A 26,083-nucleotide genomic window follows, 5' to 3' on the forward strand; every position below is an offset into this window, starting at 1 on the left:
CTCATCGTGGGCAACAGGTGGGAAAAGCTCGGGGCGCCCGGCGCTCGGACCATGAACTCCATGGTCGGGGCGGAAGCGTCGAAGCTGGCAGCGTAGGAGTGGAGTGTGACAGCCGTGGATATCTACCGTCCCCGGCTGCGGTTAGCGGATTGGCAGCCATGCCGCTACCGCGCTTATGCGATGACGGCCGTCCTTGCGTTCCGCGGGGACAGAGCGGTGCCATGGATCAGCTGTGGCCAGTGGGCCAAGTCGCGTCGGCGGCGCAGCAAGCGTGGGGGAGCATCAGTGACGGCATTCAGTCGAACCGGTGATGCTGCATCCTTAGCGCCGGCCGGATGTTGCCTTTAGGAGTGCAGTGGGGCATGGGGGTAGTCCAGTTCCCTTCGCTGGAACTGAAGCACGTCCTCGTTCAAGATCACGCCGTCGCGGATCTCAATCGCACGGCGGATGGTTTCGTTTCCCGTCCATGCAGTAGGGCCGGTGATCACGGTTTCCAGGAAGGGCAGCAGGGCTTCGCTGATTTCCCAGCTGGAGGACTTCCAAAGGTAGGAGGGGCTGTGGTCCACAGCGTAGTAATCGATGTGGTCACCTACCGTAAAAATAGGCTCGGCGAAATTGGTGGTTCTCGCCCAGCTGAAGCCCATACCCTCATCGCAGGAAACATCCACGATCAGGCTGCCGGGCCGGAAAGCGTCCAGGTCCCCGGTCCGCAGGTAGGTCAAAGGTGCGTTGGGATTTTGCAGGGTGCAGTTGACCACGATGTCACTTTCGGCCAGGAACGGTGCCAGCGGGACCCTTCCGCGCTCAGTGATGACCTCGCTGAGAAACGGTGCTTTGGGGTCGTGATCGAACTGGACAATCCGCACCGAATGGATGGGCGAACCCACGGCGGCCACCCCACGGTTGGTCAGGACCTGGACGTCATGGATGCCATGGGCGTTGAGTGCGGTGACGGCTCCTCGAGCTGTCGCGCCAAAACCGATGACGACGGCGCTGAGCCTCCGGCCGTAGTCTCCGGTGGACCCCGTCAGGGCAAGGGAGTGCAGCACCGAGCAGTAGCCGGCCAGTTCGTTGTTCTTGTGGAACACGTGCAGCCCGAACCCGCCGTCGCTCGCCCAGTGGTTCATCGCCTCGAAAGCGATCAGCGTGAGTTTCTTGTCGATTGCCAGCTGGGTGATAGCCCGGTCCTGGACGCAGTGCGGCCAACCCCATAGGACCTGCCCGTCACGAAGATCGGCGAGGTCTTCGGGCTGCGGTTTGGGCAGGAGTACGATGTCGGCTTCGGCCAGCAGTTGCGCTCGTGGGGCGATGCGCCCCACGAGTGGTGCCATATGGCAGTCCGAAACGCCGAAACGCTCACCATAGCCTTCCTCAAAAATCAGGTGCTGCCGGATTTCGGGAGCGATGCGCTGAAGATGCAGCGGGTGTATCGGCAGGCGCCGCTCGTCGGGTTTGCGGGTGCTGGAAAGCACTCCGAGGGTGAGGTGACCAGTCATACCCGTCACTTCTTCTTAGGGCCTGCCGACTTGGCGGCGGTGGCCTTCTCCCCGGCCGGGGAGGGTGGTGACACGGCCTTCTTGTCGGCGCGTTTTTCCTTGATGGTCTTGGCGGATTTCTTGGATGCTGTTTGGCGCGGGGATTTGTCAGCCATGATTGCTCCTGTAGCGGAACCGAAAGGTTCCTGACTTCGAACCATACAGGTACCGGCCTAAACCTCCTTCGCAGCCGTCGTGCAAATCCTTTGAGGCAACGGTCTTGGCAGACTCAGGTGTTGATCATTCGCGCGACCTGCCGCAAAAACCAGCACAGTTCGAATGAAGCGGCCGCAGCTGGCCAATCCTGACCACCCGCCGTCGTTGGCGAGTCCTATCGATCCATCAAGTCGTCCGCTACGCGGTGAAGGTCCTGGGCCCACCCGGTTGAACGGTTGGGCGCTCCTGAACCAGCTTCAAAATTCGCAAGAGCTTCCGCTATGCGCTCCAGTGCTTGGGAGATATTGGCCTTCACCGCCAAGTAGCCTTCCTCCGAGCGGGGGTCAGAAGAAGCCGAAGACAGGAGCTCCGCTCCGGACCTGATGACCAATGAGGCCTCGTACTCGTTCACACTCACACCTCGCAGCTTCCTCGCATCTGACGTGCAGCAGAGCACAACCATACATCCCAGGTACCCGCCCGGGCCGGCGCAGAATGAACCAGCGGCGGCTGGCTCCCAAGGGGATCCTGTACCGGATCTGGTGTGGGCGGACCGAAAAGCCCATCAGGGCCGCTGGCTGCATAACGGATGACAGAGTTTCGATCGACCGAACTGATCGGCGCTTGAGTTCACAAATCCAGGAATTAAGTATCCCGAGTATTCGGTGCCTCACTGCCCAGCATGCGCGTCTTACCAGTCATAAGCGAATCCGGGCGTCAGAGCAGGATGAGCATGCTAGGGAAACTAACCCTGGTAATACCGGTGCAAAGCAGTTCAACGGGTCTAGTGTGGGCTGGGTCGGCAATCGCCGCGATTACCCTCAGGGAGGGTGCATGAACTCCAAACAGTCCAGCTCCGAGCAATTTCTCAAGTACTTGAAAAGCGTTGGCGGTTCAGAAGCTGATCTCAACGCTGCCGCCTACACGGTCAGCGATGACGACACCGTAGAGAGCGTGGTTTCACGCCTGCGGATGGAACAGCAGGAGCATGGGGGCAATGCCAAGGACCCCTCGATACTCCATGCCTCGGCGCAGGTGATGATTAGCCGGCGGGATGAACGTGACCCAGTCCACCACGAGGGGGCTTCCCAGGCAGGGGAATACCAGCTGGACATCCATCACACCGCGGGAAGCACCATACGGGAAAGCATCCCGGCGAGGGACATGGAAGCCGCCAAGGTCTGGGCACAAAAACAAATCGAAGTTCAGGGCGCAGAGTTCGGAGCCATCTACTTTCCGACGGGTGGGGGCGACTCACCAGGGACGGGAGCCCTCGTAGCCAGCTTCGACCGATCGGTGGGCTGGTACCGCTAGCCGAAGTTGCGCTTCCGGGTGTCGACCCGGGCGGGCACGGGGCTCGCAGGCACTGAAGTCAGGGAAAGGCTGGTGTCCGCAATAGCGGTCGCCGAGTTTGCCCGGCGGCGGAACGGGTCAGCTGCCCCACTCCCGACCGAGCACTAAGGATTCAGGCGGTGTCTAAGGCGCGTTTGCGTGTGTAGGAGCGTGCGGCGCGGACCCGGTCTCCGCAGCGGGTTGAGCACCATTGCCGCCGGGCGTGGGTGCGGAGGAAGAAACGCCCGCACGAGTCTGCTTCGCAGGATGCGAGCTGGGATGCCCGCTCGCCGGCCAGCAGCGAGGCAGCGTCTTCGGCTATGACGGCCATGACATGCTCCACCACCTGTGTCACGGGATGGTCGGCGCCACGGGTGAACCCGGCCTCCAAGTCGAACCGTAGCAGCAGGGCGCCGGGGGAGCGGTTCAGCGCACGATTAACAGCATGCACGGCGGTCTCCGGGGGAACGTCTCCGCTGACGTGGGCGGTGAAGAGGGCACGCAGATCTGCGCGCAGCCCCACAAGCCTGCCCTGACAGTAGCCCTCCAGGACCGACTTCGGGGCGATGAGGTCGCGTTCCCTCAGCCAGGTTGACGCCGCTTCGGGGGTGTTCAGTTCGTCGTAGCGTCTGCCGCCGGGCAGTTCATTTGAGCTGTTGACCAGGGCGAGGGAGGCGTGCTCCTCGGTCCCCGGCGCGGCTCCAGACTGTGTCTCAACCATAGTTCTCATGGTATCAGTTTCGTTTAAGCGTGAGATGCCTGCTAGTCTCCAATCACGGTAAAACCTGTCTTTTTCCATGAGGAGCTGTCATGCACTTCGACCAACCAGCCGGCGCGCCCCCGTTCGCGCTGTCCGTGCTTTCCGCGGGCGGCACCGGAGTGGGGATGACTGCCGAGGCCGGCCTGGAGGCGACGAGATCGCTGGCGCGGACGGCGGACCAGAACGGGTACCACCGGTTTTGGATGTCGGAGCATCATGCGATGGGCGCAACTTCGGTGTCCTCACCGGCGCTGATGGCACCACGGCTCATCGCCGACACCACGCGCATCCGGCTCGGCGCGGGAGGAGTCATGCTGCCAAACCATGCCCCACTGTTGATCGCCGAGCAGTTCGGGATGCTGGATGCCCTGGCCCCGGGCCGGATTGACCTCGGGCTGGGACGCGCGCCAGGCACTGATGCGGCCACCGCTGCGGCATTGCACCGGGGTGCGGATGCCAACGATGGATTCCCGCAGCAGGTGCTTGAGCTGCTCGGGTTCCTAAATGACGATTTCCCAGCCGGACACCCCTATCGGCGGGTCCACGCTGTGCCCGGCCCCTGGCAGGCAATGGAGAACCGGGTGCCGCCTGCTTCCACCGCCCCGGAAGTGTGGCTGCTCGGCTCCTCCCCGTACTCGGCACTGCTTGCCGCGCAACTTGGTCGGCCGTATGCCTTCGCGCTGCAATTCGGCGATGCCGACATCGATACGGCACTCCGCCTCTACCGCGAGAACTTTCAGCCCTCCGCAGTGCTCGCCGAGCCCCACACCCTGGTCAGCGTGCCCGTTGCAATCAGTGATGACGCGGCGGAGGCGCAGCGGCAGGCGGAAACGTCGGCGATGGCGATGCTGCGCATGTTTAAAGGCGAGGGCTACCTGCTTCTGCCACCGGACGAAGTCGCGGCCTACCCGGCCACGGCCCAGGAGCGGCAGGTCATCGACGCATACACCTGCCGCACTTTTCACGGAACCACGGCTACTGTCGCGGGCCGTCTCGAGGCCCTGCATGAGCGCACCGGCGTAGACGAGGTGATGCTCGTCGTCGGCGGCCACTCGGCAAGCCTCGACGAGCGCGGCATCACCCTGCTCGCCGATCGATACGCACTGCCCGCCGTGGAGGCTCCGCTTTCAGCAGCCGCGCATTAGCACCCCCAGCCAACGTTCCACGCCTTCACATCCCCCATAAAGGAGAAACCCATGACCGCACCACGCCGCGCCCTGATCGTTATCGACGCCCAGCAGGAATACTTCGACGGACTGCTCCCGATCCAATACCCGGCCCGCGAGGAATCCATTGACCGCACCCAGTCGGCTATTGAAGCCGCCCACCGGGCCGGAGTGCCGGTTGTGCTCGTCCAGCACGAACTCCCGACTGAAGCTCCGGTGTTCGCCACCGGATCTGCCACTTGGCAGAACCACCCCGGTGTTGCGGCCCACGAGGACGCAGCGGCCAAGCGCATCAGCAAGCAGTTCTCCAGCATTTTCGCGGACACCGGCCTCGATGCCTGGTTGCGCGGACAGGGTATCGACACGATCACGCTTGCCGGCTACATGACCAACAACTGCGTGATTGCCTCCGCCGCGGCCGCGGAGCCCCTCGGCTTCGCCGTCGAGGTCCTATCCGATGCGACCGGTGCAATTGACCTCGCCAACGCCGCCGGCACAGCACCGGCACGCCAGGTCCACGAGACCCTCATGGCGCTGCTGCATTCTAACTGGGCCGCCGTCACCGACACCGAGACCTGGTCCGAAGCCCTGACCGCCGGCGCGCCAGTGACAAGAGCGACCTCGTCACCTCCGCCGCACAAGGCCGCACCGCCGGGTAGAAACAAAACCCGAGCGATCGACCCCGCAGCACCAACCCGGGGTTCGAGGTGGTGCTCCTCAATTGTTGAAGGCGTCTTTGGCGGTCTTCCAGGATGGCCTGTTTGGACCTCTGTAGCAGAACGGATGCCATCCAGGTCGGTGTTGCGGCTAAAGGGCTCAACCGGACGATGCACTCCCGGCAGTAGACCTTGCCGGATACGGGGGAACCGCCCCTATTGTTAGGGAATGAGTCCCGGCCCGCATGTGCGTTTGGTTCTGCCGCATCAGTTGTTCTCCCAGCAGCTCGAAGTGCAAAACGGCACGATGTTTGTGCTGATCGAACACGACCTGCTTTTTCGCCAGTATTCGTTCCACTCCCACAAGCTGGTCCTGCACCGCGCGTCAATGAGCCGGTTTGCGCGCCGCCTTAGCGGGAAAGGCCACGAGGTGGCTGTCCTCCACAGCGAGGCCGGCCGCAGTTCCCGCCACAAGCTTGCGGAACTCGTGCGCCACCGCCGCCCCGGACAAGTGACCTGGTTCGATGTGGTGGATGACTGGCTTGAGCAGGACCTGTTTGCCGGCCTGGCCGACGGCGGTTACCGGATGCGCGAAGAAGACGTACTGGAGACACCAAACTTCCTGACCGGCCGCGCACAGATTGATGGCTGGTTTGCCCACAATGCGTCCCGGATGCACGACTTTTACGTGTGGCAGCGCCGCAGGCTCGACGTTCTTATCGACGGCGGGGAACCGGCAGGCGGGAAATGGTCCTTCGACGCCGATAACCGCAAGAAGCTCCCCCGCCGGTACAGGCCCCGAACGGTGAGCCGTTTCGCGCACCATCCCGTCCTGCGGCAGGAGGGAACCCTCGACCTTGAAGGGCTCACCGAACAGCCCGCCGATGCCGGAGGCGAGGTGGACGACGTCGCCCGGGCGGTGGCATGGGTGGCGGCGGAATTCCCCGAGGCTCCCGGTGACCCCCACCTCTTCGCCTGGCCCACCAGCGAAGACGAGGCACGCCGGCACTTGCAGGAGTTCGTCCGTGAACGCCTTCAGGACTTCGGTCCCTATGAGGATGCCATCTCCACTGAGCATCCCTTCATCTCCCACGGCCTGCTCACACCGGCCCTGAACATCGGACTGCTGGACCCCCGGGAGGTACTGCAGGAGGTGCTTGAGGGTGCAGCGCCGGGCATTCCGCTTGCCTCCCTTGAGGGTTTCGTCCGCCAAATCATCGGTTGGCGGGAATACATGCGTGCCACGTACCGGACCCGCGGCCGGCACATGCGCACCGCAAACCGGTTGAACCACAGGAACGAACTGGGGGACGGCTGGTGGGATGCCAGCACAGGGCTTGCCCCGGTGGATATGGTGATTTCGCGTGTCCTGGCCACCGGATATGCCCACCACATCGAGCGCTTGATGGTCCTGGGCAACGCAATGACCCTGCTAAGGATCCATCCCGACGACGTCTACGAATGGTTCATGGAACTCTTCATCGACGCCTACGACTGGGTGATGGTCCCCAACGTTTATGCAATGAGCCAGTTTGCCGCCGGGGAGGTGATCACCACGAAACCCTATGTTTCCGGCAGCAACTACCTGCGGAAGATGTCGGACCTGCCGGCAGGGGAATGGAGCAACGACTGGGACGGGCTGTACTGGACTTTTGTGGATGACCACCGGGAGGTCTTCGAAGCAAATTCACGCTCGCGGATGGTGGTTTCCCTGCTCGACAGGATGGACCCGGACAAGCGGCGGGAACACCGGCGCCGCGCTGAGGCGCTGCTCGGCGTGGGGCAGGAGACAACACGGCTGGTGCGGGCGGCGCCGGGGATCCCGCCGTCGGACGCCTTATCCTGAGTACAGGGCGTGATCCTGCCAATGTCGGGAGCCCCTCCCGCAAAGGACAACAAGGAGGCGGCATGCCGGTCAGGCGTCTGATGCAAGTCATCACTACAGCGGCAGCGGCCGCCGTGGTGCTTTCGGGCTGCTCCGGCGGGGGAGGCGCCACCCCCGTGGTGGCGGGGGAAGCCAAGCGCGGCGGCAGCGCCACCGTTGCCGAGGTCAACGCGTTCTCGTCCTTCAATCCGTACAGCACCGACGGCAACACGGACATTAACTCGAAAATCGGGCACATCACCCACTCGGGGTTCTACTACCTCGACGATTCCTCCACCGTGGTGCGCAACGACAAGTTCGGCCGCTTCGAAAAGGTTTCCGACGATCCGCTCAAGGTCAGATACATCGTCAACGAGGGCGTCACCTGGTCCGACGGCGAAGCCATCGACGCCGGCGACCTCCTGCTGAGCTGGGCTGCCGGATCAGGTTATTTCGATGACGCCGATCCGGTGGCCGGAACCGGAACCAGGTATTTCTCCACGGCCGCCGACACCAGCGGGCTGGCGGGAACTGTCCTTCCCGAGATCGGTGCGGACGGGCGCTCCATCACCCTGGAGTACACGGTGCCGTATGCCGACTGGGAAGTGGCGTTCGACGTCGGCCTTCCTGCGCACGTGGTGGCCGCCAAGACCGGCCTTGTCGATGAGGAAGACCTCGTCGACCTGATTAGGAACTCACCCCGGGGAGACGCCGAAGAGCCTGCAGTCAATACGACGCTGAAGCAGGTCAGCGACTTTTGGAACTCCGGATTCGATACCAAGAGTCTTCCGGACGATCCTTCGATCTACCTCTCCAGCGGGCCGTACATCGTCCGGGACATTGTCCCCGAAGTCTCCATGAGGCTGGTCCGCAACCGGGACTACGTATGGGGCCAGGAACCGTGGCTCGATGAAATCAACATCCGCTTCACCGGCGCGTTGCCGGCGGCCGTCGATGCCCTGCGGAACGGCCAGGCCGACATCATTTCGCCGCAGCCCTCTGCCGGTACCGATGATCTGTTCGAGGGATTGGCCGGCCAGGGCAACACGGTGGAGCGGTACAACCAGTCCGGCTATGACCACCTGGACCTGAACTTTTCCGGGCCTTTTGCCCGGGACGATGTCAGGGAGGCCTTCCTTAAGACGGTGCCGCGCCAGGCAATCGTTGATGCCGTTGTGGGGGATCTTATTCCGGACGCCAAGCCGCTTGACTCCCATGTGTTCCTTCCGGGGCAGCCAAAATACGAAGATACTGCCAGGAACAACGGGTCCGCCGACTACGCCGAGGTGGACATCAACGCCGCAAAGGCGCTCCTGGATGGCGAAACGCCCACCATCCGGATCCTCTACAACCGCGATAACCCCAACCGCGCAGAAGCCTTCGCCCTGATCAGGGACTCGGCAGCACTGGCAGGCTTCACTGTGGTGGACGCCGGGCAAGAAAGCGCGGACTGGGCCAGGGCCCTGGGCGGCGACGGGTATGACGCCGCGCTGCTCGGTTGGATCGGCACGGGAGTGGGCGTCAGCCGTGTCCCGCAGATCTTCCGCACCGGGGCCGGCAGCAACTTCAACGGATTCTCCGACGTCGACGCCGACAGGGCCATGGCAGAACTCGCCGGAACAACCGACCTGGCCAAACAGGACGAACTCCTGGCTGACATTGATCGGCAGGTCTGGGAAAACGCCTACGGCCTGCCGCTGTACCAGACCGTTGGCACCACAGCTTTCAGCGCCCGGATCGCAGGCGTAAAACCAAGCTCCGGCCCCTTGGGCGTCTGGTGGAACGTATGGGACTGGCGGCTGGTCTAGGAGCCTGCAAAGCCTCCATCTCCTGGACGTGGCGCGATTCACACTTTCGATTCGCCGTTCTTCCTACCGGCGAGTAGCATGTGACTTGCACAACTTCCGTTGACCGACTAAGCGTTCAGTTTTACCCGGTCACGGTTTGGCAACGGAGTACCAGTATCTGGACTTCGTGCGGTTAGGCTACTCGTACATGTAGGACGCGTCACAGTTGATAGCTGGGTCTCGCCTGCGGGGAAGCACAAGATTCCCCAAGTTTTCTCCCACAACTCATAGGAGGCGGAATGCGTTTTGCGCGCACTTCCAAAGCACTGGGCATCGTGGCAATCGCCGCACTCGCCCTCACCGGCTGCGGCGCTGGAGGCGGCAGCAATGACGGTGCCAGCCAGTCTGCCGGCGAACCCAATAAGGTCATCACCGCTTACAGCAACGAGCCACAGAACCCCTTGCTGCCGGCCAACACCAATGAAGTCTACGGCGGCCGCGTGGTCGAACTTCTCTTTGAGGGCCTGACCAGCTACGACCCCAGCGGTGAGTCCGTCAACGCCTTGGCCGAATCCATCGAATCCCCGGATGGCCAGAACTACATCATCAAGGTCAAGAGCGGCACCAAGTTCACCAACGGCGAGGAAGTAACTGCCAAGAGCTTTGTTGACGCCTGGAACTTTGCTGCCCTGAGCACCAATGCCCAGGCCAACAGCAGCTTCTTTGAGTCGATTGAGGGCTACGACGCCGTCAGCGCAACGAAGAAGGAAGGCGAGACCGAGGTCCCCGCTCCCACATCCCAGACCCTTTCGGGCCTGGTCCTTAAGGACGACACCACCATTGAGGTCAAGCTCACCCAGCCGGAGGCCGACTGGCCCCTGCGCCTGGGCTACAGCGCCTTCATGCCGCTGCCGTCCCAGGCAATCGCCGACCCCAAGGCCTACGGCGAGAACCCGATCGGCAACGGCCCCTACAAGATGGCCAAGGAAGGCGCCTGGCAGCACGACAGCCAGATTGAACTCGTCAAGAACGAGGACTACGCCGGCCCGCGTGTTGCAAAGAACGGCGGCGTAACCTTCAAGTTCTACACCGATCCGGCTCCTGCCTACACTGACATCCAGGCCAACAACCTGGACGTCACGGACGTCCTTCCGACGAACGCCCTGAAGACCTACACCACGGACTTCCCGGAGAACCACCTGAACAAGCCGTACGCCGGCAACTCCACCCTGAACATCCCGGGCTACCTGCCTGAGTTCCAGGGCGAGGCAGGCAAGCTGCGCCGCCAGGCCATCTCCATGGCTATCAACCGCGAAGAGATCACCAAGGTGATCTTCAGCGGCACCCGCATCCCGGCCAAGGACTTTACCTCCCCGGCAGTGGACGGCTACAACGACAGCGTTGAGGGTTCCGAGGTCCTGAAGTTCGACGCCGCCAAGGCAAAGGAAGCCTGGGAAAAGGCCAACGCCATCAGCCCCTGGCCCGCGGACAAGACCCTGCAGCTCGCCTACAACACCGATGGCGGCAACAAGGAATGGATTGACGCCGTTGCCAACAACCTGAAGAACAACCTGGGCATCCAGGCAGAGGGCCAGCCGTTCGCCAAGTTCGCCGAAGTCCTTGACCTCCGTAAGGCAAAGACGCTGCCGGGCTTCACCCGCGCAGGCTGGCAGGCGGACTACCCGTCGCTGTACAACTTCCTCGGCCCGCTTCTGCGCACCGGTGCCAGCGCCAACTACGAGGGCTACTCGAACCCCGAGTTCGACAAGCTCCTCGACGAAGGACTGGGCGCCAAGTCCACGGACGACGCCAACGCGAAGTTCACCGAGGCACAGGAAATCCTGTTCAAGGACCTGCCCAACCTCCCGCTGTGGTACTCCGCACGGCAGGTCGTATGGAGCCAGAACGTCACCAACGTGGACAGTGGCTGGAACGGTGTCATCCAGTACCACAACATCACTGCGAAGTAGTTCTGAGACCGTCCAACTCAAATAGCTAGTGGGGGTCCGGCAACAGCCGGGCCCCCATAGCCTTGATACCGGCAGGAAGCTGTCCCACATGAATTTCCCAACATCTCCAAAATCTTCGGAGGGTGTGCTGTGATCCGGTTCATTCTCCGGCGGTTGCTTCAAGTCATCCCTGTTTTTTTGGGCACCACCCTGCTGGTCTATTTCATGGTGTTTGCCCTTCCCGGAGACCCCATCAGGGCACTCTTCGGGGACCGCCCGCCGAGCGAAGCCGTCATCGCGGCCCTTCGGCGACAGTACAACCTCGACCAGCCGTTCTGGGTCCAATACGGCCTGTTCCTCAAAAACCTCTTCACGTTCAACCTGGGCGTCGACTTCACCGGCCAGCCCATCGCGGCCACCCTGGGCCGCGTCTTCCCCGTCACCGTCATGCTCGCCATCGAAGCACTCGTCATCCAGGCTGTGTTCGGCATCGGCTTCGGCCTGATCGCGGGCCTGCGCAAGGGCAAGATCTTCGACTCGTCCGTGCTGCTTGCCTCGCTCGTTGTCATCGCCATTCCCATCTTCGTGCTCGGCTTTGTCCTGCAGCTCGTCTTCGGTGTCTACCTTGGCTGGGCCAAACCTACGGTCGGCACGGACGTCAGCTGGGGCACGCTGCTGCTTCCGGCCTTCGCGCTGGCGCTTGTGTCCTTCGCCTACGTGCTTCGCCTGACGCGGGCGTCAGTGATCGAAAATTCGACGGCCGACTACGTCCGCACCGCGACTGCCAAGGGGCTGTCCCGGCCGCGCGTGGTGATGGCGCACATCCTCCGCAACTCGATGATTCCCGTGGTCACCTACCTGGGCGCCAGCCTCGGCGGGCTGATGGGCGGGGCCATTGTTACCGAAGGCATCTTCAACGTTCCCGGCGTGGGGCAGAAGCTCTACCAGGCGATCCTGCGCAGCGAAGGACCCACGGTCGTTGCCATCGTGAGTGTGCTTGTGCTGGTCTTCGTTATCGCCAACCTGCTGGTTGATTTGCTGTACGCCTGGCTTGATCCGAGGATTCGCTATGAAAAGTAACCAAGACACCACCCATTACGTTGCCCCCATCGAGGAGACCCCTCTGCTGGCGACGGATGCGGTCAAGACTGACCAGGCTCCGCTGAGCCTGTGGGCTGACGCCTGGCGGAAGCTCCGCCGTCGTCCCCTGTTCATCGTCTCGGCAGTGATGATCCTGATCATCCTGATCGTGGCATTCTTCCCGGGCTTGTTCACGCAGACGGCGCCCAACGACAACTGCCAGCTGGCAAACTCCGACGGCGCACCCTCGGCCGGCCACCCGTTCGGGTTCACCTTCCAGGGCTGCGACGTCTACGCCCGCGTCATTTACGGCACGCAGGCTTCCGTCATGGTGGGTGTTTTTGCCGTCATCGGCGTGCTCATCATCGGTGTGACCCTCGGCGCGCTTGCCGGCTTCTACGGCGGTTGGGTTGACGCCGTCATCGCCCGCCTCGGGGATATCTTCTTCGCACTCCCGCTGGTGCTCGGAGCATTGGTGGTAACCCAGCTCCCGTTCTTCCGGGAGAACAAGAGTGTGTGGACAGTCATCATGATCATCGTGCTGCTTGCCTGGCCCACCATGGCGAGGCTGACCCGTGGTGCTGTGATCGAAGTCCGCAACGCCGACTTCATCACGGCCGCCCGTTCGCTTGGCGTGTCCAGGATCCAAAGCCTGATCCGGCACGTGCTGCCCAACGCCCTTGCTCCCATCATCGTGCTGGCCACGATGGAGCTTGGTGTGTTCATCGTGCTGGAGGCCACGTTGTCCTTCCTCGGCATTGGGCTTCCCGGCAGCATCATGTCCTGGGGCAATGACATTTCTGCGGCGCAGGCGTCCATCCGCACCAACCCCGCCGTGCTGCTCTACCCGGCTGCCGCCCTGTCCATCACCGTCCTGAGCTTTATCATGCTGGGCGATGCCCTGCGCGACGCTCTTGACCCGAAGAGCCGCCAGCGATGAAGGAGGCACACGTGACCACGTCCGATGTCACTATTACTGAAGCCGGAACACCCGCGGACCGTCCCCTGCTGGAAATCCGGGACCTGGCCATCACGTTCGAGACCAGCAACGGTGAAGTTAATGCTGTCCGGAACGCGCACCTGACCATCATGCCGGGTGAGACCGTTGCCATCGTGGGCGAATCGGGGTCGGGAAAGTCAACCACCGCTCTGGCTGCCATCGGCCTCCTGCCCGGCAACGGCAGGGTTTCCGGAGGGCAGATCCTGCTGGACGGCGAAGACATCTCGCACGCACCCGAAAAGCGGATGATCGAACTGCGCGGCAACACCATCGGCATGGTGCCCCAGGACCCCATGTCCAACCTCAACCCGGTATGGAAGATCGGCTACCAGGTCAAGGAAACGCTCCAGGCCAACGGCCGTCCGAGTGGCCCTGAGGACATCGCCAAGGTCCTGTCGCAGGCCGGGTTGCCGGACTCCCACCGTCGCGCCAAGCAGTACCCGCACGAGTTTTCCGGCGGAATGCGGCAGCGGGCCCTGATCGCCATCGGCCTGTCCTGCCAGCCGAGGCTGCTGATCGCCGACGAACCTACGTCGGCCCTGGACGTCACGGTGCAGCGGCAGATCCTTGACCACCTTGAGGGCATGACCTCCGAGCTGGGAACGGCTGTCCTGCTGATCACGCACGATCTTGGCCTCGCAGCTGAACGCGCGGACAAAGTAGTGGTGATGTACCGCGGGCAGGTGGTGGAGTCAGGGCCGTCCCTGGAGCTGCTGCAAAACCCGCAGCACCCTTACACCAAGCGGCTCGTCGAGTCTGCACCTTCCCTGGCCAGCCGAAGGATCCAGGTTGCCAAGGAACAGGGCGTGGAGGCAGCGGATCTTCTGGCCCCGGCCGCTGAAGCGGTCGCTGCAGACAACGTGCTTCAGATCCAGGACCTGCGGAAGGTTTACAAGCTTCGGCAGGGCCTGGGCAGGGCATCTGATTTTGCTGCCGTCGACGGTGTGAGTTTCGATGTCCTTCGGGGAACCACGACGGCGATCGTGGGGGAGTCGGGCTCCGGCAAGTCCACGGTGGCCAAGATGGTGCTTCAGCTTGAGAAGCCCACCGAGGGCAGGATCCTTTTCGACGGCGTGGACACGTCCGTTCTGAAGCCTTCGGAACTTTTCAAGTTCCGGCGCCGGGTGCAGCCCATCTTCCAGGACCCGTACGGCTCCCTGGACCCGATGTACAACATCTTCCGGACCATCGAGGAACCTTTGCGGGTCCACAAGATCGGTAACAAGGCCAGCCGGGAGAAGAAGGTCCGGGAGTTGCTGGACCAGGTGGCCTTGCCGCAGTCCACAATGCAGCGTTACCCGAACGAGCTCTCGGGCGGGCAGCGGCAGCGTGTGGCTATTGCCCGTGCGCTTGCCCTGGATCCTGAAGTGATTATCTGTGACGAAGCAGTATCTGCGCTGGACGTGCTGGTCCAGGCGCAGGTGCTGAACCTGCTGGCTGACCTTCAGTCCAACCTGGGCTTGACCTACCTCTTTATCACCCACGACCTTGCGGTGGTGCGGCAGATCGCGGACCACGTATGCGTGATGGAAAAGGGGCGCCTGGTGGAAACCGGATCCACGGATGACGTCTTCGAGGCGCCGCAGCAGGAGTACACGAAGGCACTGCTCAACGCCATCCCGGGCGCGAAGCTGATGCTTCCGCCGGAAGTGGCGTAGCAGCCTTATCTATTCACCGGCTGGAGCCGGAGCCTGCCGGCTCCGGCTCCAGTTGCTTTCGGCCTTCCCGCCTGCCGGGTTCCGCTCCAGGCCAAGTTCGCGCAGGCTGCGTTCCAGGAGCAGTCCGAGTGCCCGTCGGCCGTTGGCGTTCATGTGCACGGCGTCAGCGAGGTCCTTGGCCAGGCCGTATCGGGTGAGCCAGTCACCCACGGATATAAAGGGCAGGTTGTGCGCTGCGGCCACCGAGCCCAGCAGGGCATCCACTTCGGTGCGGCGGCCGCCCCCGTTCTTTTCACCCCTTGCCAGGGTGCCAATCATTGCTATCCGGGTACCCGGATAGCGGTTTTGCAGCTCTGCGATCAGACGCCCGGCGTTGCCCGCGATTCGCTCGTCGGACGCCCCGCTGGCAGCATCGTTTCCCCCGCCCTGGATGACAATCAGCGCGGGAGTACCCGCAGGGAGCAACCAGTCACTCTCCAGGAGGGCATCGATGTAGTTGCCTGTCCTGCCGTTGCCAGAAGCAAACCCGGTGCCGCCCCGCCCGCCGAAATACACCTTGTACCCCGCAGCTTCAAGACCCTGCCGGGGCCAGCCGTCCAGTGGTTCCGACTGGGAGTCCCCGATCAGGAAGACCATCTTGCTGGCATCGGGGACAACTGCCCCAAGCCGCCCGTTCGCCGGGTTGAGCACGGGTGCCCCGGCAGCCATGCCGCCGTGGCTCGCGATGGCCGCTTCGGGCTGCCCCGCGGCGGCAGCAGCCTGCAAGGAAGGACCGGCGGGGGAGGGGGCCGGTACTCCGCAACCGGATAGGGCGATCACGCTGCACATTGCGAAAACGGCGGCGGCTCCGGATGGGGCGAAGCGGGACCGGGCCAAGGCTTTTCGCATCTGGTGTCTTTCGGGCGTGCATCGGGTGTCAGAGCCATCATGTGGCATGGCGGCAGGAATGGCCAGTGATTTTCCTCACTGATTCCGGCCCAGGTGCGGCCGTTGGGCTGCGGCCTGGCGCGGCCCGCCCGGAAAAATTTAGGCCAATAAACGGCACTGCGGCTAGAATTGGGGAAGGCGCCCTGTGCAAAGGGCCTGATCCGTCGTGCGTTCCAGTTGGAAATGTCGCGATACAACAGCTGACTTTCACCACTGAATCGAGCCATTACGCATGTCTGAAACCACCACCAACACTGCGGTAGCCACTGCATCACGCAGTGACCTCCGCAACGTCGCGATTGTGGCCCACGTTGACCACGGCAAGACCACTTTGGTCGACGCCATGCTCAAGCAGACCAACTCCTTTGCCGAGCACAACCACCTCGAAGACCGCGTGATGGACTCCGGTGACCTTGAGCGCGAAAAGGGCATCACCATCCTGGCCAAGAACACCACGGTGGCCTACAACGGTCCGTCCTCCAACGGTGAGACCATCACCATCAACGTCATCGACACCCCCGGCCACGCCGACTTCGGCGGCGAGGTTGAGCGCGGCCTGTCCATGGTTGACGGCGTCGTCCTCCTCGTTGACGCTTCCGAAGGTCCGCTGCCGCAGACCCGCTTTGTGCTCCGCAAGGCCCTGGCCGCACACCTTCCCGTCATCCTGCTGGTCAACAAGACCGACCGCCCCGATGCCCGCATCGAGGAAGTTGTCCACGAGTCCATGGACCTTCTCCTCGGCCTGGCCTCTGACCTGGCCGACGAAGTTCCGGACCTGGACCTGGACAAGATCCTCGAAGTTCCCGTGGTCTACGCTGCCGCCAAGGTTGGCCGCGCCTCCCTGGAGCAGCCCACCGACGGCACAGCCCCCGAGAACGAGGACCTCGAGCCGCTGTTCAAGACCATCATTGAGCACATCCCGGCACCCACCTACAACCCGGAAGGTGTCCTGCAGGCGCACGTCACCAACCTGGACGCTTCCCCGTTCCTGGGCCGCCTGGCACTGCTGCGCATCTACAACGGCACCCTGCGCAAGGGCCAGACCGTTGCCTGGGCACGCGCCAACGGTGAACTGAAGAACGTCAAGATCACCGAACTGCTGGCCACCAAGGCACTGGACCGCGTCCCGGCCGAATCCGCCGGCCCCGGTGAGATTGTCGCCGTCGCCGGCATTGAGGAAATCACCATCGGTGAGACCCTGACCGATGCGGAAAACCCGCAGCCGCTGCCGCTGATCACCGTGGACGATCCCGCGATCTCCATGACCATCGGTATCAACACCTCGCCGCTGGCTGGCAAGGTCAAGGGCGCCAAGGTCACCGCCCGCCAGGTGAAGGACCGCCTGGACAAGGAACTGATCGGTAACGTCTCCATCAAGGTTCTCCCCACCGAGCGTCCCGACGCCTGGGAAGTCCAGGGCCGTGGCGAGCTGGCCCTGGCCATCCTCGTTGAGCAGATGCGCCGCGAAGGCTTCGAGCTGACCGTGGGCAAGCCGCAGGTGGTTACCAAGACCATCGACGGCAAGATCCATGAGCCCATGGAGCACATGACCATCGACGTGCCGGAAGAGTACCTCGGCGCCGTCACGCAGCTCATGGCAGCCCGCAAGGGCCGCATGACCAACATGGCCAACCACGGTACCGGCTGGTGCCGCATGGAGTTCATCGTTCCGGCCCGCGGCCTGATCGGTTTCCGGACCAAGTTCCTCACGGACACCCGTGGCGCCGGCATCGCCGCCTCCATCTCTGAAGGCTACGAGCCTTGGGCCGGCCCGATCGAGTACCGCACCAACGGTTCGATGATCGCTGACCGCGCCGGCGTTGTGACGCCGTTCGCCATGATCAACCTGCAGGAACGCGGCTCCTTCTTCGTGAAGCCCACGTCCGAGGTTTACGAAGGCATGATCGTGGGCGAGAACTCCCGCGCCGACGACATGGACGTCAACATCACCAAGGAAAAGAAGCTCACCAACATGCGTGCAGCTTCCTCGGACACTTTCGAGAACCTCACCCCGCCGCGCGACCTCACACTCGAAGAGTCACTCGAATTCGCCCGCGAGGACGAGTGCGTCGAGGTGACCCCGGAAGCCATCCGCATCCGCAAGGTCATCCTGGACACCAACGAGCGTGCCAAGGCCAACCGCGCCCGCGCGAAGGTCTAATAAGCACCACCGCCAAAAGCTGCCGGTTCAACGGAGGGGCATCCCGCCGTCGAACCGGCAGCTTTTGCCGTTAACGGGCTTTAAGCCTTGGCAACGTACAGCTCTGCAAAATGACACCCGGGTCCGGTGCTCAGCGGCCGCTCCTGCGTCACGAGGGCTGTCTCAGCCGCGTGGCCGGCGCCGCTCCGGCGCCGGGGGGACTTCCTTGGCTGCCACAACCAGGTCCAGGGGAATGACGACGTCGGCCTGCCGGGTGCGGACGGTGCAGGCACCGGCGGCGCACGAGACAAGATGGCCGAGGGCGTCCGTGAGGCCGCCCTCGATGCGGTAGCGCACCACCACCCGCGTGCCGGCCTCGGCGGTGGAGAGAAACCGGGCGGGCGAAGGTGGGGCGTGACTCACCAGTTAATACTAGGCGGCCCGGCTAGGTTCGCGGGAATGGGCCGGGAGATAATAGGCTCAGATGTCAGGGTCCGGCCAGCTGCCGGATGCAAGTGCCGGCGGGATGCCGGAACCAACGTGGAGAGGCCAGGGACGTGACGTACGTAATCGCGCAGCCGTGTGTAGATGTCAAGGACAAGGCATGTATTGAAGAGTGCCCCGTCGACTGCATCTATGAGGGTGAGCGTTCGCTGTACATCCATCCGGACGAATGCGTGGACTGCGGCGCCTGCGAGCCCGTCTGCCCGGTTGAGGCGATCTACTACGAGGACGACACCCCGGATGAGTGGGCTGACTACTACAAGGCCAATGTGGAGTTCTTCGATGACCTGGGATCGCCGGGCGGTGCCGCCAAGATCGGCAACACCGGCAAGGACCACCCCATGATTGCCGCGCTGCCCCCGCAGAACCAAGACCACTGACGCCGGCAGGAACGGTGACCGCAGCAGTGAATACGTTCGGCCTTGACCTGCCCGACTACCCGTGGGAGGCCATGGCGCCGTATCTTGCCAAGGCCTCGGAGCATCCCGGCGGAGCGGTCAACCTGTCCATCGGAACGCCGGTGGACCCTACTCCCGCCCTGATCCAGGATGCCCTGAAGGCCGCCGCTGATGCCCCTGGATACCCCACGGTTCACGGCACCCCGGCCCTTCGGGAAGCCATCGCCGGATGGTTTGAACGGCGCCGCGGCGTGGCGGGGCTTGACCCGCGCAACATCATGCCCACAGTGGGATCCAAAGAACTGGTGGCGTGGCTGCCGCTGCTTCTGGGGCTGAAGCCGGGCGACGTCGTCGTACGTCCCAAGGTTGCCTACCCGACGTACGACATCGGCGCCACCCTCGCCGGCGCCACTTCCGTGGCAGCTGACAACCTGGATGAGCTCGACGACGCCACCCGCTCGCGTGTCCGGCTGATCTGGGTCAATTCCCCCGGAAACCCCACTGGCAGTGTCAGGGGTGTTGAATCCCTGAGGGCGCTCGTGGTGCAGGCACGCGAGCTCGGTGCCGTGGTGGCGTCGGACGAATGCTATGCGGAACTTGGCTGGGGAAGCTGGGACGTGCATCGCGGCGGCCAGCCGGTTCCCAGCATCCTGGACCCAAGGGTGGCGGGAGGCTCGCACCAGGGCCTGCTCGCCGTTTACTCGCTGAGCAAGCAGTCCAACCTTGCCGGCTACCGTGCGGCCTTCGTTGCCGGTGATCCCGACCTGATGCCCAACCTCGTGAACAGCCGAAAGCACGCCGGAATGATCGTTCCATACCCGGTACAGGAAGCCATGCGGGTGGCGCTGGGGGACGACGCCCACGTGGAGGCGCAGAAGGACCTGTACCGGGGACGCCGCGGGCGGCTGGTCCCGGCGCTGCTGGACTTTGGGTTGGAAATCAAGGAGTCCGACGCCGGGCTTTACCTGTGGTCCACGGCCGGAGAGAGTACCTGGGACACCGTGGCGCGGCTGGCGGAACGCGGCATCGTGGTTGGCCCCGGAGTCTTCTACGGGGAGGCGGGCAACGGCTACGTCCGGGTAGCCCTGACCGGAACGGACGAACGGATTGACGCTGCAGTGGCCCGGCTGGCCGACGCCCCGTAACAAACCTGTGACTCGCGCCACATAGGCGGCGTTTTCGGGCTTTTTTGATCGTCGCGGATTAGTGGCACCCGCCAAGGAGCGGTAGCTTTTAACTGACTATCAATGGTGGCTTTCTACAAGAAGGCAGCCCGGGTGTTGGAACCTGTGTTCTCAGGCTTCGTGCGCGGCTCACCTGATGTTGGATCAAGCTTTCGACAGAGGCCCAGAAGCCTCATGAAGGGGACTCCATGACTGAGACCAACAATGCTGCGACCCTGCACCACGCAGGAGGCGAGCTGAAGCTGCCGCGCATCCAGGTTGTTGAAGGGAACGAAGGCTACGACGTTTCCAAACTGCTGAAGCAGACGGGCGCAGTCACCTTTGACCCCGGCTTCATGAACACAGCAGCCACAACCTCGGCTATCACCTACATTGATGGCGATGCGGGCATCCTGCGCTACCGCGGATACCCCATCGAGCAGCTGGCCCAGCACTCCAGCTTCCTTGAGGTGTCCTACCTGCTGATTTACGGCAACCTGCCCTCGCCCACGGAACTGGACGAATTTGATCAGAAGATTCGCCGGCACACGCTGCTGCACGAGGAGCTCAAGGGCTTCTTCGGCGGCTTCCCGCGCGACGCGCACCCCATGCCGGTCCTGTCCTCGGCCGTATCCGCGCTGTCCACGTTCTACCAGGACTCGCTGGACCCGTTCAACGCTGAGCAGGTGGAGGTGTCCACCATCCGCCTGATGGCCAAGCTCCCGGTGATCGCTGCGTACGCGCACAAGAAGTCCATCGGCCAGCCCATGCTGTACCCGGACAACTCCCACAACCTCGTGGAGAACTTCCTGCGGCTCAGCTTCGGGCTTCCGGCCGAGCAGTACGAGGTGGACCCGGTGGTTGCGAAGGCCCTGGACCTCCTGCTCATCCTGCACGCGGACCACGAGCAGAACTGCTCCACCTCCACGGTGCGCCTGGTGGGCTCGTCCAACGCGAACCTCTTTGCGTCCGTCTCAGCCGGCATCAACGCCTTGTTCGGGCCTGCCCACGGCGGCGCCAACGAGGCAGTGCTGAAGATGCTCCGCCAGATCCAGGCCGACGGCACCAAGCCCGAGGACTACATGGAGAAGGTCAAGAACAAGGAAGACGGCGTCCGCCTCATGGGCTTCGGGCACCGCGTCTACAAGAACTATGACCCCCGCGCCAAGATCGTCAAGGCCACGGCCCACGAGATCCTCACCAAGCTCGGCGGCAACGACGAACTGCTGGACATCGCACTGCGCCTGGAAGAGAAGGCGCTGAACGATGACTACTTCATCCAGCGCAAGCTCTACCCGAACGTCGACTTCTACACCGGCCTGATCTACAAGGCCATGGGCTTCCCGGAGAAGATGTTCACCGTGCTCTTCGCCATCGGCCGCCTGCCCGGCTGGATCGCCCAGTGGCGTGAAATGATCACCGACCCGAACACCAAGATCGGCCGCCCCCGGCAGCTCTACATCGGTGAGCCCGAGCGGGACTACCCGGCCCGCTGACGGAACGCCCTGAAGTTCGACGACGGCCGCCTACCTCGCAGAGGTGGGCGGCCGTTCGCATCACTTGGGCCTGCCGTTATCAGGCCGAGTAGCCCTGCGGGTTGTTTTTCTGCCAGCGCCAGTGGTCCTCACACATCTCGTCCACGGTCTTGGTGGTGGACCAACTGAGGTCCGCCAGGGCGGAAGTGGCATCGGCCCAGAAGGCCGGCAGGTCGCCGGCGCGGCGGCCCGTGATCTCGTAGGGGATGGGCTTGCCCACAGCCTTCTCAAAGGAGCGCAAAACCTCCAGGACCGAAGAGCCCTTGCCCGAACCAAGGTTCCAGCGGAAGACACCGGCGCGGTCGGCAACATGGTTGAGGGCGGCCACGTGGCCTTCGGCAAGATCGACAACGTGGATGTAGTCGCGCAGGCAGGTACCGTCCGGGGTGTCATAGTCGCCACCGAACACCATCAGTTTTTCGCGCCGGCCCACTGCCACCTGGGCGATGAAGGGTACCAGGTTGTTCGGGATGCCCTGCGGGTCCTCGCCAATCCGGCCGGAAGGATGGGCCCCCACAGGGTTGAAGTAGCGCAGCAGGGCGATGTGCCAGCGGCTGTCTGCCGATCCCAGGTCCGAAAGGATGTCTTCAATCTGTTCCTTCGTGCGGCCGTAAGGGTTGTTGGCTCCAATCTCCATTTTTTCCACATAGGGGATGGGGTTGTGCTCGCCGTAGACGGTGGCTGAGGAGCTGAACACAATGGAGCGGACGTTGTGCCGGTCCATAACCCGGATGAGGTTAAGGGTCCCCACCAAATTGTTGTAGTAGTACTTGAGCGGCTCACGAACGGACTCGCCCACGGCTTTCAGTCCGGCGAAGTGGATGACCGCGTCAATCGTGCTGGCCGCAAAAACCTTCTCTACGGCGGCTTCGTCCACCAAATCAACATCGTGGAACTGGGCGGTCTTGCCGGTCAGTTCCGCTACCCGCCGAAGCGACTCTTCGCTGGAATTGACCAGGTTGTCGATGACCACCACGTCATGGCCGGCTTCCTGCAGGGACAAAACAGTGTGGGAACCGATATAGCCGGTGCCCCCTGTGACCAGAATTTTCATGCCTCCAACGCTATCCCACACGGGCACGGTTCTTCCCGTTATGTCCTGGTGGTGCCCGGCAGACATGCCGCCGAGCGCGCAGGCGGCGGGTTGGGCGGTTGAAGGAGCACGGATGTGCTAAAAAGTGGAGTGCCTAAAATCGTCAACGCCGAAGAACGGCGCCAGGATGTGGTGGGGGCGGTCTGCCGCATTATCGCCGTCGACGGGCTCGAAGGGGCATCGCTGCGCGAAGTGGCGGACGAGGCCGGGCTCGCCGTGGGGTCCGTCCGCCATTATTTTGCCGGCAGCGAGGAACTCCTCACCTATGCGTTCGCCAGGGTCATCGACACCATCGTGGCCAGGTTGAACCAGGCGATGCCCGCCCTGCAGAAGTACCCGCCGGCAAGCGCGGAACACCGCAGTGCGGTTTTAACACTCCTGGGCGAACTTCTGCCGCTGGATGAACAACGGGCCGTGGAAACCTGTGCGTGGATGGCCTTCCGCAACGCCGCAAGGATCAGGCCGTTCCTGTCAGCAGAGGCGGACCGCAGCCACCGGGAAGTTGCGGCGCTGATGGGACGCGCCATCACCACGCTGCTGCCGGCAAATGAGCCGGAGGAATCGCTGGTGGTGGAGGCGGAAAGGCTCCTGGCGACAGTGGACGGGTTGTGCATGCATGCCCTGCTCCAACCTGGCTGGATGACCGCCGAAATCTGCTTCGATGTCCTGGAGCGGCACCTGGACGGGCTGGTGCCATGAGGGCCGTTAACGTCGGCAACGCGGGGGAATAGACTGATAACCGGGGGCGTGGAACCGGATCAACAGGCCCGGTAACAGCACGCCAGGGAAGGATATCGGATGCACCAAACAGGCGGTTCCGGGTGGCAAATCACCACCGACACGTCCGGGCCCATGATGATTGCCCTGTATGTCCGCGATGCAGCCGGGTTGGACGGCGCCGGCCACCCGGCCCTCTCCCACGCTGCTCCCAAAATCCGCCAGGCGGACCACAGCCACCTCACCGCGGACGTTGGCGGTTTGAGTGTGCTCAAGACTGAGTGGGAGGCATGGTGGGCGCAGCTCCTCAAGGCCCATCCGCAAACGTCACCGGAGCTGTCACCGCCGGACTTCGAGGCCTTTGGCAATTCTCCGGCCTTGCAACGCGTACTCAAGGCGCACTTTGGGTCCGCCCTCACCTGGGCGCGGGAGCGCAGGAGCGAATACGCGGAGCTGGAAGCGGAGCGCGCTGCCATGGGCGCGGACCAACTGCTGGAGGACATGGTGGATGACAGGTTGTTGGAGGTAGGGCGGGACGCCCGCGACTTTAAGCTCACCATCATCGAGCTGCCGTTGAATGAGCAGCGCGCGTGGTACCTGGAGCCGGACAAAATCATCATGAGCCACCAGCTGATGAGCCAGCCGGAACTGTTCCGGAGCTACGTCCAGCCCGTGGTGGAAATCCTGGCATAGCCCGGCCGCCAGCGGAATCAGTTTCCGGCGCTTGCCGGTGAAACAGTAATCCTTACCTGCCCGTCAGCAGCGGAGGACTCCTGCCAGCCGTTCCGGTCTTCACGGTCCCAGCTGCGTCCGGCCACCTCCACCTGTGTGACTTCATAGCCCTTGGCGTTGGCAACCGCCCAATGCGCCACCGACCATGCCTGGCTGCCGCTGGCTTCCACTACCAATGTCCCGCCCTCCACTGCAGTGCCCAGCGGACCGTAGGCCTGCGCCAGTTCCGTTGACACGGCACCGGGGTCTCCGGCAGCAGCGGGGGAACGGAGCGTGCATTGCACGGATTCGGGTGTCTGGCCCGACAGGCCGGAGGCAAAAAACCGTCCCATCTGTTCGTGCTGGGCATAGGCGGTGGGGAAAGCGGACCGCTGGACCCGCTGCGCTGCTTCGGTGATCTCCATCGACTCATAGCCCGGAATCCGTACCAGAGCATCGTAGAAGGCGTTTGTGGCGTAGTACGGGTCCATCACCTGGGCCTCTGTTCCCCAGCCTTGCGAGGGGCGCTGCTGGAACAGCCCGCGCGAATCCGGGCCCGCCTGGTCACCGTGGGCGATGTTCCGGAGCTTGGACTCCTGCATTGCCGTGGCCAGTGCTATGCTCGCCGCCCGGGGCGGAAGCCCGCGCTGAACGGCGACGGCGGTGATCAGGGAAGCGTTCAGCGCCTGGTCAGGTGCCAGCTCCGCCGTTCCGCCACCTACGACGGCGGTGCAGCGTTCCGAAACGAGGGTCTCGGAACGCTGCACAAAAAACACTGCCGCATAAGCGCCGCCTGCCACCAGTGTGAGGGCCAGCAGCAGCACCAGGAAGCGGCGCAGGCCGCGGCTTCGTGCCATAGATATCAGTTGGCGTGCAGGGCGTCGTTCAATTCCACGGTCTGGCCTGCGCGGGGGAGGACCTCCACCGCGCCGTTGGTGGAGTTGCGGCGGAACAGCAGGTTCGGGACGCCGGAGAGTTCTGCCGCCTTTACGATCTTGGTGGTGTCTTCTCCCACCTCGTCCTTGGGACCGGGTACCCGCACCCGCGTTCCTGCCGTGACATAGAGTCCGGCTTCCACCACCGAATCATCCCCGATGCTGATGCCGACGCCGGAGTTCGCACCCAGGAGGACCCGCTCGCCGATGGTGATCCTCTCTTTGCCGCCGCCGGACAGCGTGCCCATGATGGACGCTCCGCCGCCGACGTCGCTGCCGTCGCCGGTAACCACGCCGGCGGAAATCCGGCCTTCAACCATGGAGGTGCCCAGCGTCCCGGCGTTGAAGTTGACGAAGCCTTCGTGCATCACAGTGGTGCCTTCGGCCAGGTGGGCACCCAGGCGCACACGGTCGGCGTCGGCAATCCTGACGCCCGTGGGGACAACGTAGTCCACCATGCGGGGGAACTTGTCGATGCCGTACACGGTGACTGCCCCGCGGCGGCGCAGGCGGGCGCGCGTCAGTTCGAAGTCCTCCACGGGGGCGGGCCCGAAGTTGGTCCATACGACGTTCGGGAGCTTGCCGAAGATGCCGTCCAGGTTGATGGTGTTTGGCCGGACCAGGCGGTGCGAGAGCAGGTGCAGCCGGAGGTAGGCGTCGGCGGTATCGGCCGGGGCTTCATCGAGGTTGATCTGGACAAAGACCACTTTCTGTTCGGTACCGCGGTCCTCGTCAGTGCCGGCTTCGGCGATGCGGGCGAGGGCGTCGTCTGCGTTCTCCACGGCGCGCAGGTTTTCCGCGGCAACACCAAGGGCCGGGGCCGGGAACCAGACATCCAGGACAGTGGCATCACCTGTTTCCTTGCCCCTGGCAGAGGCAATCGTGGCCACGCCAAAGCCGTAGGCGGAGCGTTCTTCGGTGGAGGCGTTCTGGGTCTCGGGCACAGCGGAGGAAGCAGTCTCAGTCATGGCCCCAGTCTATCGACGGCTACGGACCTCCTCCGAACTAGACTGGCTT

At 63.5% G+C, this 26,083-nt stretch carries 23 protein-coding genes; 15 read left to right on the top strand and 8 right to left on the bottom strand.

The genetic code is table 11. The annotated features are described in order from the left end of the window. Window positions 1–344: 344 nt before the first annotated feature. Together AC5RVN_RS01460 and AC5RVN_RS01465 are read right to left on the bottom strand one after the other, a co-directional pair. Window positions 345–1,496 carry a N(5)-(carboxyethyl)ornithine synthase gene (locus tag AC5RVN_RS01460; RefSeq protein ID WP_494136857.1) on the bottom strand — a complete coding sequence of 384 codons (1,152 nt, stop codon included), beginning with the start codon at window positions 1,494–1,496 and terminating at the stop codon, window positions 345–347. A gap of 5 nt (window positions 1,497–1,501) precedes the next feature. Beyond that, window positions 1,502–1,651 carry a hypothetical protein gene (locus tag AC5RVN_RS01465; protein ID WP_494041869.1) on the bottom strand — a complete coding sequence of 50 codons (150 nt, stop codon included), beginning with the start codon at window positions 1,649–1,651 and terminating at the stop codon, window positions 1,502–1,504. Between the two features lie 874 nt (window positions 1,652–2,525). Between AC5RVN_RS01465 and AC5RVN_RS01470 the strand changes: the two genes are divergently transcribed. Beyond that, window positions 2,526–3,005 carry a hypothetical protein gene (locus tag AC5RVN_RS01470; RefSeq protein WP_494041868.1) on the top strand — a complete coding sequence of 160 codons (480 nt, stop codon included), beginning with the start codon at window positions 2,526–2,528 and terminating at the stop codon, window positions 3,003–3,005. A gap of 151 nt (window positions 3,006–3,156) precedes the next feature. On the opposite strand, the gene AC5RVN_RS01475 is transcribed toward AC5RVN_RS01470, so the two are convergent. Further along, window positions 3,157–3,744, bottom strand: a complete 588-nt coding sequence (locus AC5RVN_RS01475; RefSeq protein WP_494041867.1) for a CGNR zinc finger domain-containing protein — start codon at window positions 3,742–3,744, stop codon at window positions 3,157–3,159. An 89-nt stretch (window positions 3,745–3,833) separates the two neighbouring features. Here AC5RVN_RS01475 and AC5RVN_RS01480 point away from each other — a divergent pair, with 89 nt between their 5' ends. The 8 genes from AC5RVN_RS01480 to AC5RVN_RS01515 all read left to right on the top strand — a co-directional run bounded on the left by AC5RVN_RS01480 (window position 3,834) and on the right by AC5RVN_RS01515 (window position 14,943). After that, window positions 3,834–4,928, top strand: coding sequence for an LLM class flavin-dependent oxidoreductase (locus AC5RVN_RS01480; protein ID WP_494136858.1), 1,095 nt, complete (start codon window positions 3,834–3,836; stop codon window positions 4,926–4,928). A gap of 51 nt (window positions 4,929–4,979) precedes the next feature. After that, window positions 4,980–5,831 (top strand): cysteine hydrolase family protein, encoded by an 852-nt coding sequence (locus tag AC5RVN_RS01485; protein WP_494041865.1) that lies wholly within the window; start codon window positions 4,980–4,982, stop codon window positions 5,829–5,831. A gap of 3 nt (window positions 5,832–5,834) precedes the next feature. Then, window positions 5,835–7,451, top strand: coding sequence for a cryptochrome/photolyase family protein (locus AC5RVN_RS01490; protein ID WP_494136859.1), 1,617 nt, complete (start codon window positions 5,835–5,837; stop codon window positions 7,449–7,451). A gap of 62 nt (window positions 7,452–7,513) precedes the next feature. After that, window positions 7,514–9,277: an ABC transporter family substrate-binding protein gene (locus tag AC5RVN_RS01495; RefSeq protein ID WP_494136860.1), complete on the top strand. Its 1,764-nt coding sequence runs from the start codon at window positions 7,514–7,516 to the stop codon at window positions 9,275–9,277. 278 nt (window positions 9,278–9,555) lie between these two features. Continuing rightward, window positions 9,556–11,226, top strand: a complete 1,671-nt coding sequence (locus AC5RVN_RS01500) for a peptide ABC transporter substrate-binding protein (RefSeq protein ID WP_494136861.1) — start codon at window positions 9,556–9,558, stop codon at window positions 11,224–11,226. Window positions 11,227–11,355: 129 nt separating this feature from the next. After that, the gene (locus AC5RVN_RS01505; protein WP_494041861.1) at window positions 11,356–12,285 is read left to right on the top strand and encodes an ABC transporter permease; all 930 of its coding nucleotides are present in this window, start codon (window positions 11,356–11,358) and stop codon (window positions 12,283–12,285) included. Then, entirely contained in the window at window positions 12,275–13,225 is a 951-nt protein-coding gene (locus AC5RVN_RS01510; RefSeq protein WP_494041860.1) for an ABC transporter permease, read from the top strand. Before AC5RVN_RS01505 ends, AC5RVN_RS01510 begins: the two co-directional genes overlap by 11 nt. Further along, complete coding sequence (locus AC5RVN_RS01515; RefSeq protein WP_494136862.1) at window positions 13,222–14,943, top strand: dipeptide ABC transporter ATP-binding protein; 1,722 nt, start codon at window positions 13,222–13,224, stop codon at window positions 14,941–14,943. Before AC5RVN_RS01510 ends, AC5RVN_RS01515 begins: the two co-directional genes overlap by 4 nt. Window positions 14,944–14,952: 9 nt before the next feature. On the opposite strand, the gene AC5RVN_RS01520 is transcribed toward AC5RVN_RS01515, so the two are convergent. Beyond that, on the bottom strand, window positions 14,953–15,831 hold the full coding sequence (locus AC5RVN_RS01520) for an SGNH/GDSL hydrolase family protein (protein ID WP_494136863.1): 879 nt from the start codon (window positions 15,829–15,831) through the stop codon (window positions 14,953–14,955). A 271-nt stretch (window positions 15,832–16,102) separates the two neighbouring features. On the opposite strand from AC5RVN_RS01520, the gene typA reads away from it, so the two are divergent. Beyond that, the gene (gene typA, locus AC5RVN_RS01525; protein ID WP_494041857.1) at window positions 16,103–18,031 is read left to right on the top strand and encodes a translational GTPase TypA; all 1,929 of its coding nucleotides are present in this window, start codon (window positions 16,103–16,105) and stop codon (window positions 18,029–18,031) included. Between the two features lie 162 nt (window positions 18,032–18,193). Here typA and AC5RVN_RS01530 read toward each other — a convergent pair whose 3' ends face one another. Continuing rightward, complete coding sequence (locus AC5RVN_RS01530) at window positions 18,194–18,433, bottom strand: putative acetyltransferase (protein ID WP_494136864.1); 240 nt, start codon at window positions 18,431–18,433, stop codon at window positions 18,194–18,196. A gap of 134 nt (window positions 18,434–18,567) precedes the next feature. Here AC5RVN_RS01530 and fdxA point away from each other — a divergent pair, with 134 nt between their 5' ends. The 3 genes from fdxA to AC5RVN_RS01545 all read left to right on the top strand — a co-directional run bounded on the left by fdxA (window position 18,568) and on the right by AC5RVN_RS01545 (window position 21,571). Then, a complete protein-coding gene (gene fdxA / locus AC5RVN_RS01535) occupies window positions 18,568–18,894 on the top strand; it encodes a ferredoxin (protein ID WP_009356972.1) in 327 nt (108 codons plus the stop codon). A 14-nt stretch (window positions 18,895–18,908) separates the two neighbouring features. Continuing rightward, window positions 18,909–20,057: a succinyldiaminopimelate transaminase gene (gene dapC, locus AC5RVN_RS01540; RefSeq protein WP_494136865.1), complete on the top strand. Its 1,149-nt coding sequence runs from the start codon at window positions 18,909–18,911 to the stop codon at window positions 20,055–20,057. A 227-nt stretch (window positions 20,058–20,284) separates the two neighbouring features. Continuing rightward, window positions 20,285–21,571, top strand: a complete 1,287-nt coding sequence (locus AC5RVN_RS01545) for a citrate synthase (protein WP_494041854.1) — start codon at window positions 20,285–20,287, stop codon at window positions 21,569–21,571. A gap of 79 nt (window positions 21,572–21,650) precedes the next feature. Here the strand turns inward: AC5RVN_RS01545 and galE are convergent, their stop codons facing one another. After that, on the bottom strand, window positions 21,651–22,664 hold the full coding sequence (gene galE, locus AC5RVN_RS01550) for a UDP-glucose 4-epimerase GalE (RefSeq protein ID WP_494136866.1): 1,014 nt from the start codon (window positions 22,662–22,664) through the stop codon (window positions 21,651–21,653). A 129-nt stretch (window positions 22,665–22,793) separates the two neighbouring features. Here galE and AC5RVN_RS01555 point away from each other — a divergent pair, with 129 nt between their 5' ends. Then, window positions 22,794–23,402, top strand: a complete 609-nt coding sequence (locus AC5RVN_RS01555) for a TetR/AcrR family transcriptional regulator (protein ID WP_494136867.1) — start codon at window positions 22,794–22,796, stop codon at window positions 23,400–23,402. A gap of 99 nt (window positions 23,403–23,501) precedes the next feature. Further along, a complete protein-coding gene (locus AC5RVN_RS01560) occupies window positions 23,502–24,113 on the top strand; it encodes a hypothetical protein (RefSeq protein WP_494041851.1) in 612 nt (203 codons plus the stop codon). 17 nt (window positions 24,114–24,130) lie between these two features. Here AC5RVN_RS01560 and AC5RVN_RS01565 read toward each other — a convergent pair whose 3' ends face one another. Both AC5RVN_RS01565 and dapD read right to left on the bottom strand, forming a co-directional pair. Then, on the bottom strand, window positions 24,131–24,988 hold the full coding sequence (locus AC5RVN_RS01565; RefSeq protein WP_494136868.1) for a transglycosylase SLT domain-containing protein: 858 nt from the start codon (window positions 24,986–24,988) through the stop codon (window positions 24,131–24,133). Between the two features lie 5 nt (window positions 24,989–24,993). Continuing rightward, window positions 24,994–26,034 (bottom strand): 2,3,4,5-tetrahydropyridine-2,6-dicarboxylate N-succinyltransferase, encoded by a 1,041-nt coding sequence (gene dapD / locus AC5RVN_RS01570; protein ID WP_494136869.1) that lies wholly within the window; start codon window positions 26,032–26,034, stop codon window positions 24,994–24,996. Between the last annotated feature and the right edge of the window lie 49 nt (window positions 26,035–26,083).

The organism is Arthrobacter sp. sptzw32, assembly GCF_059089735.1.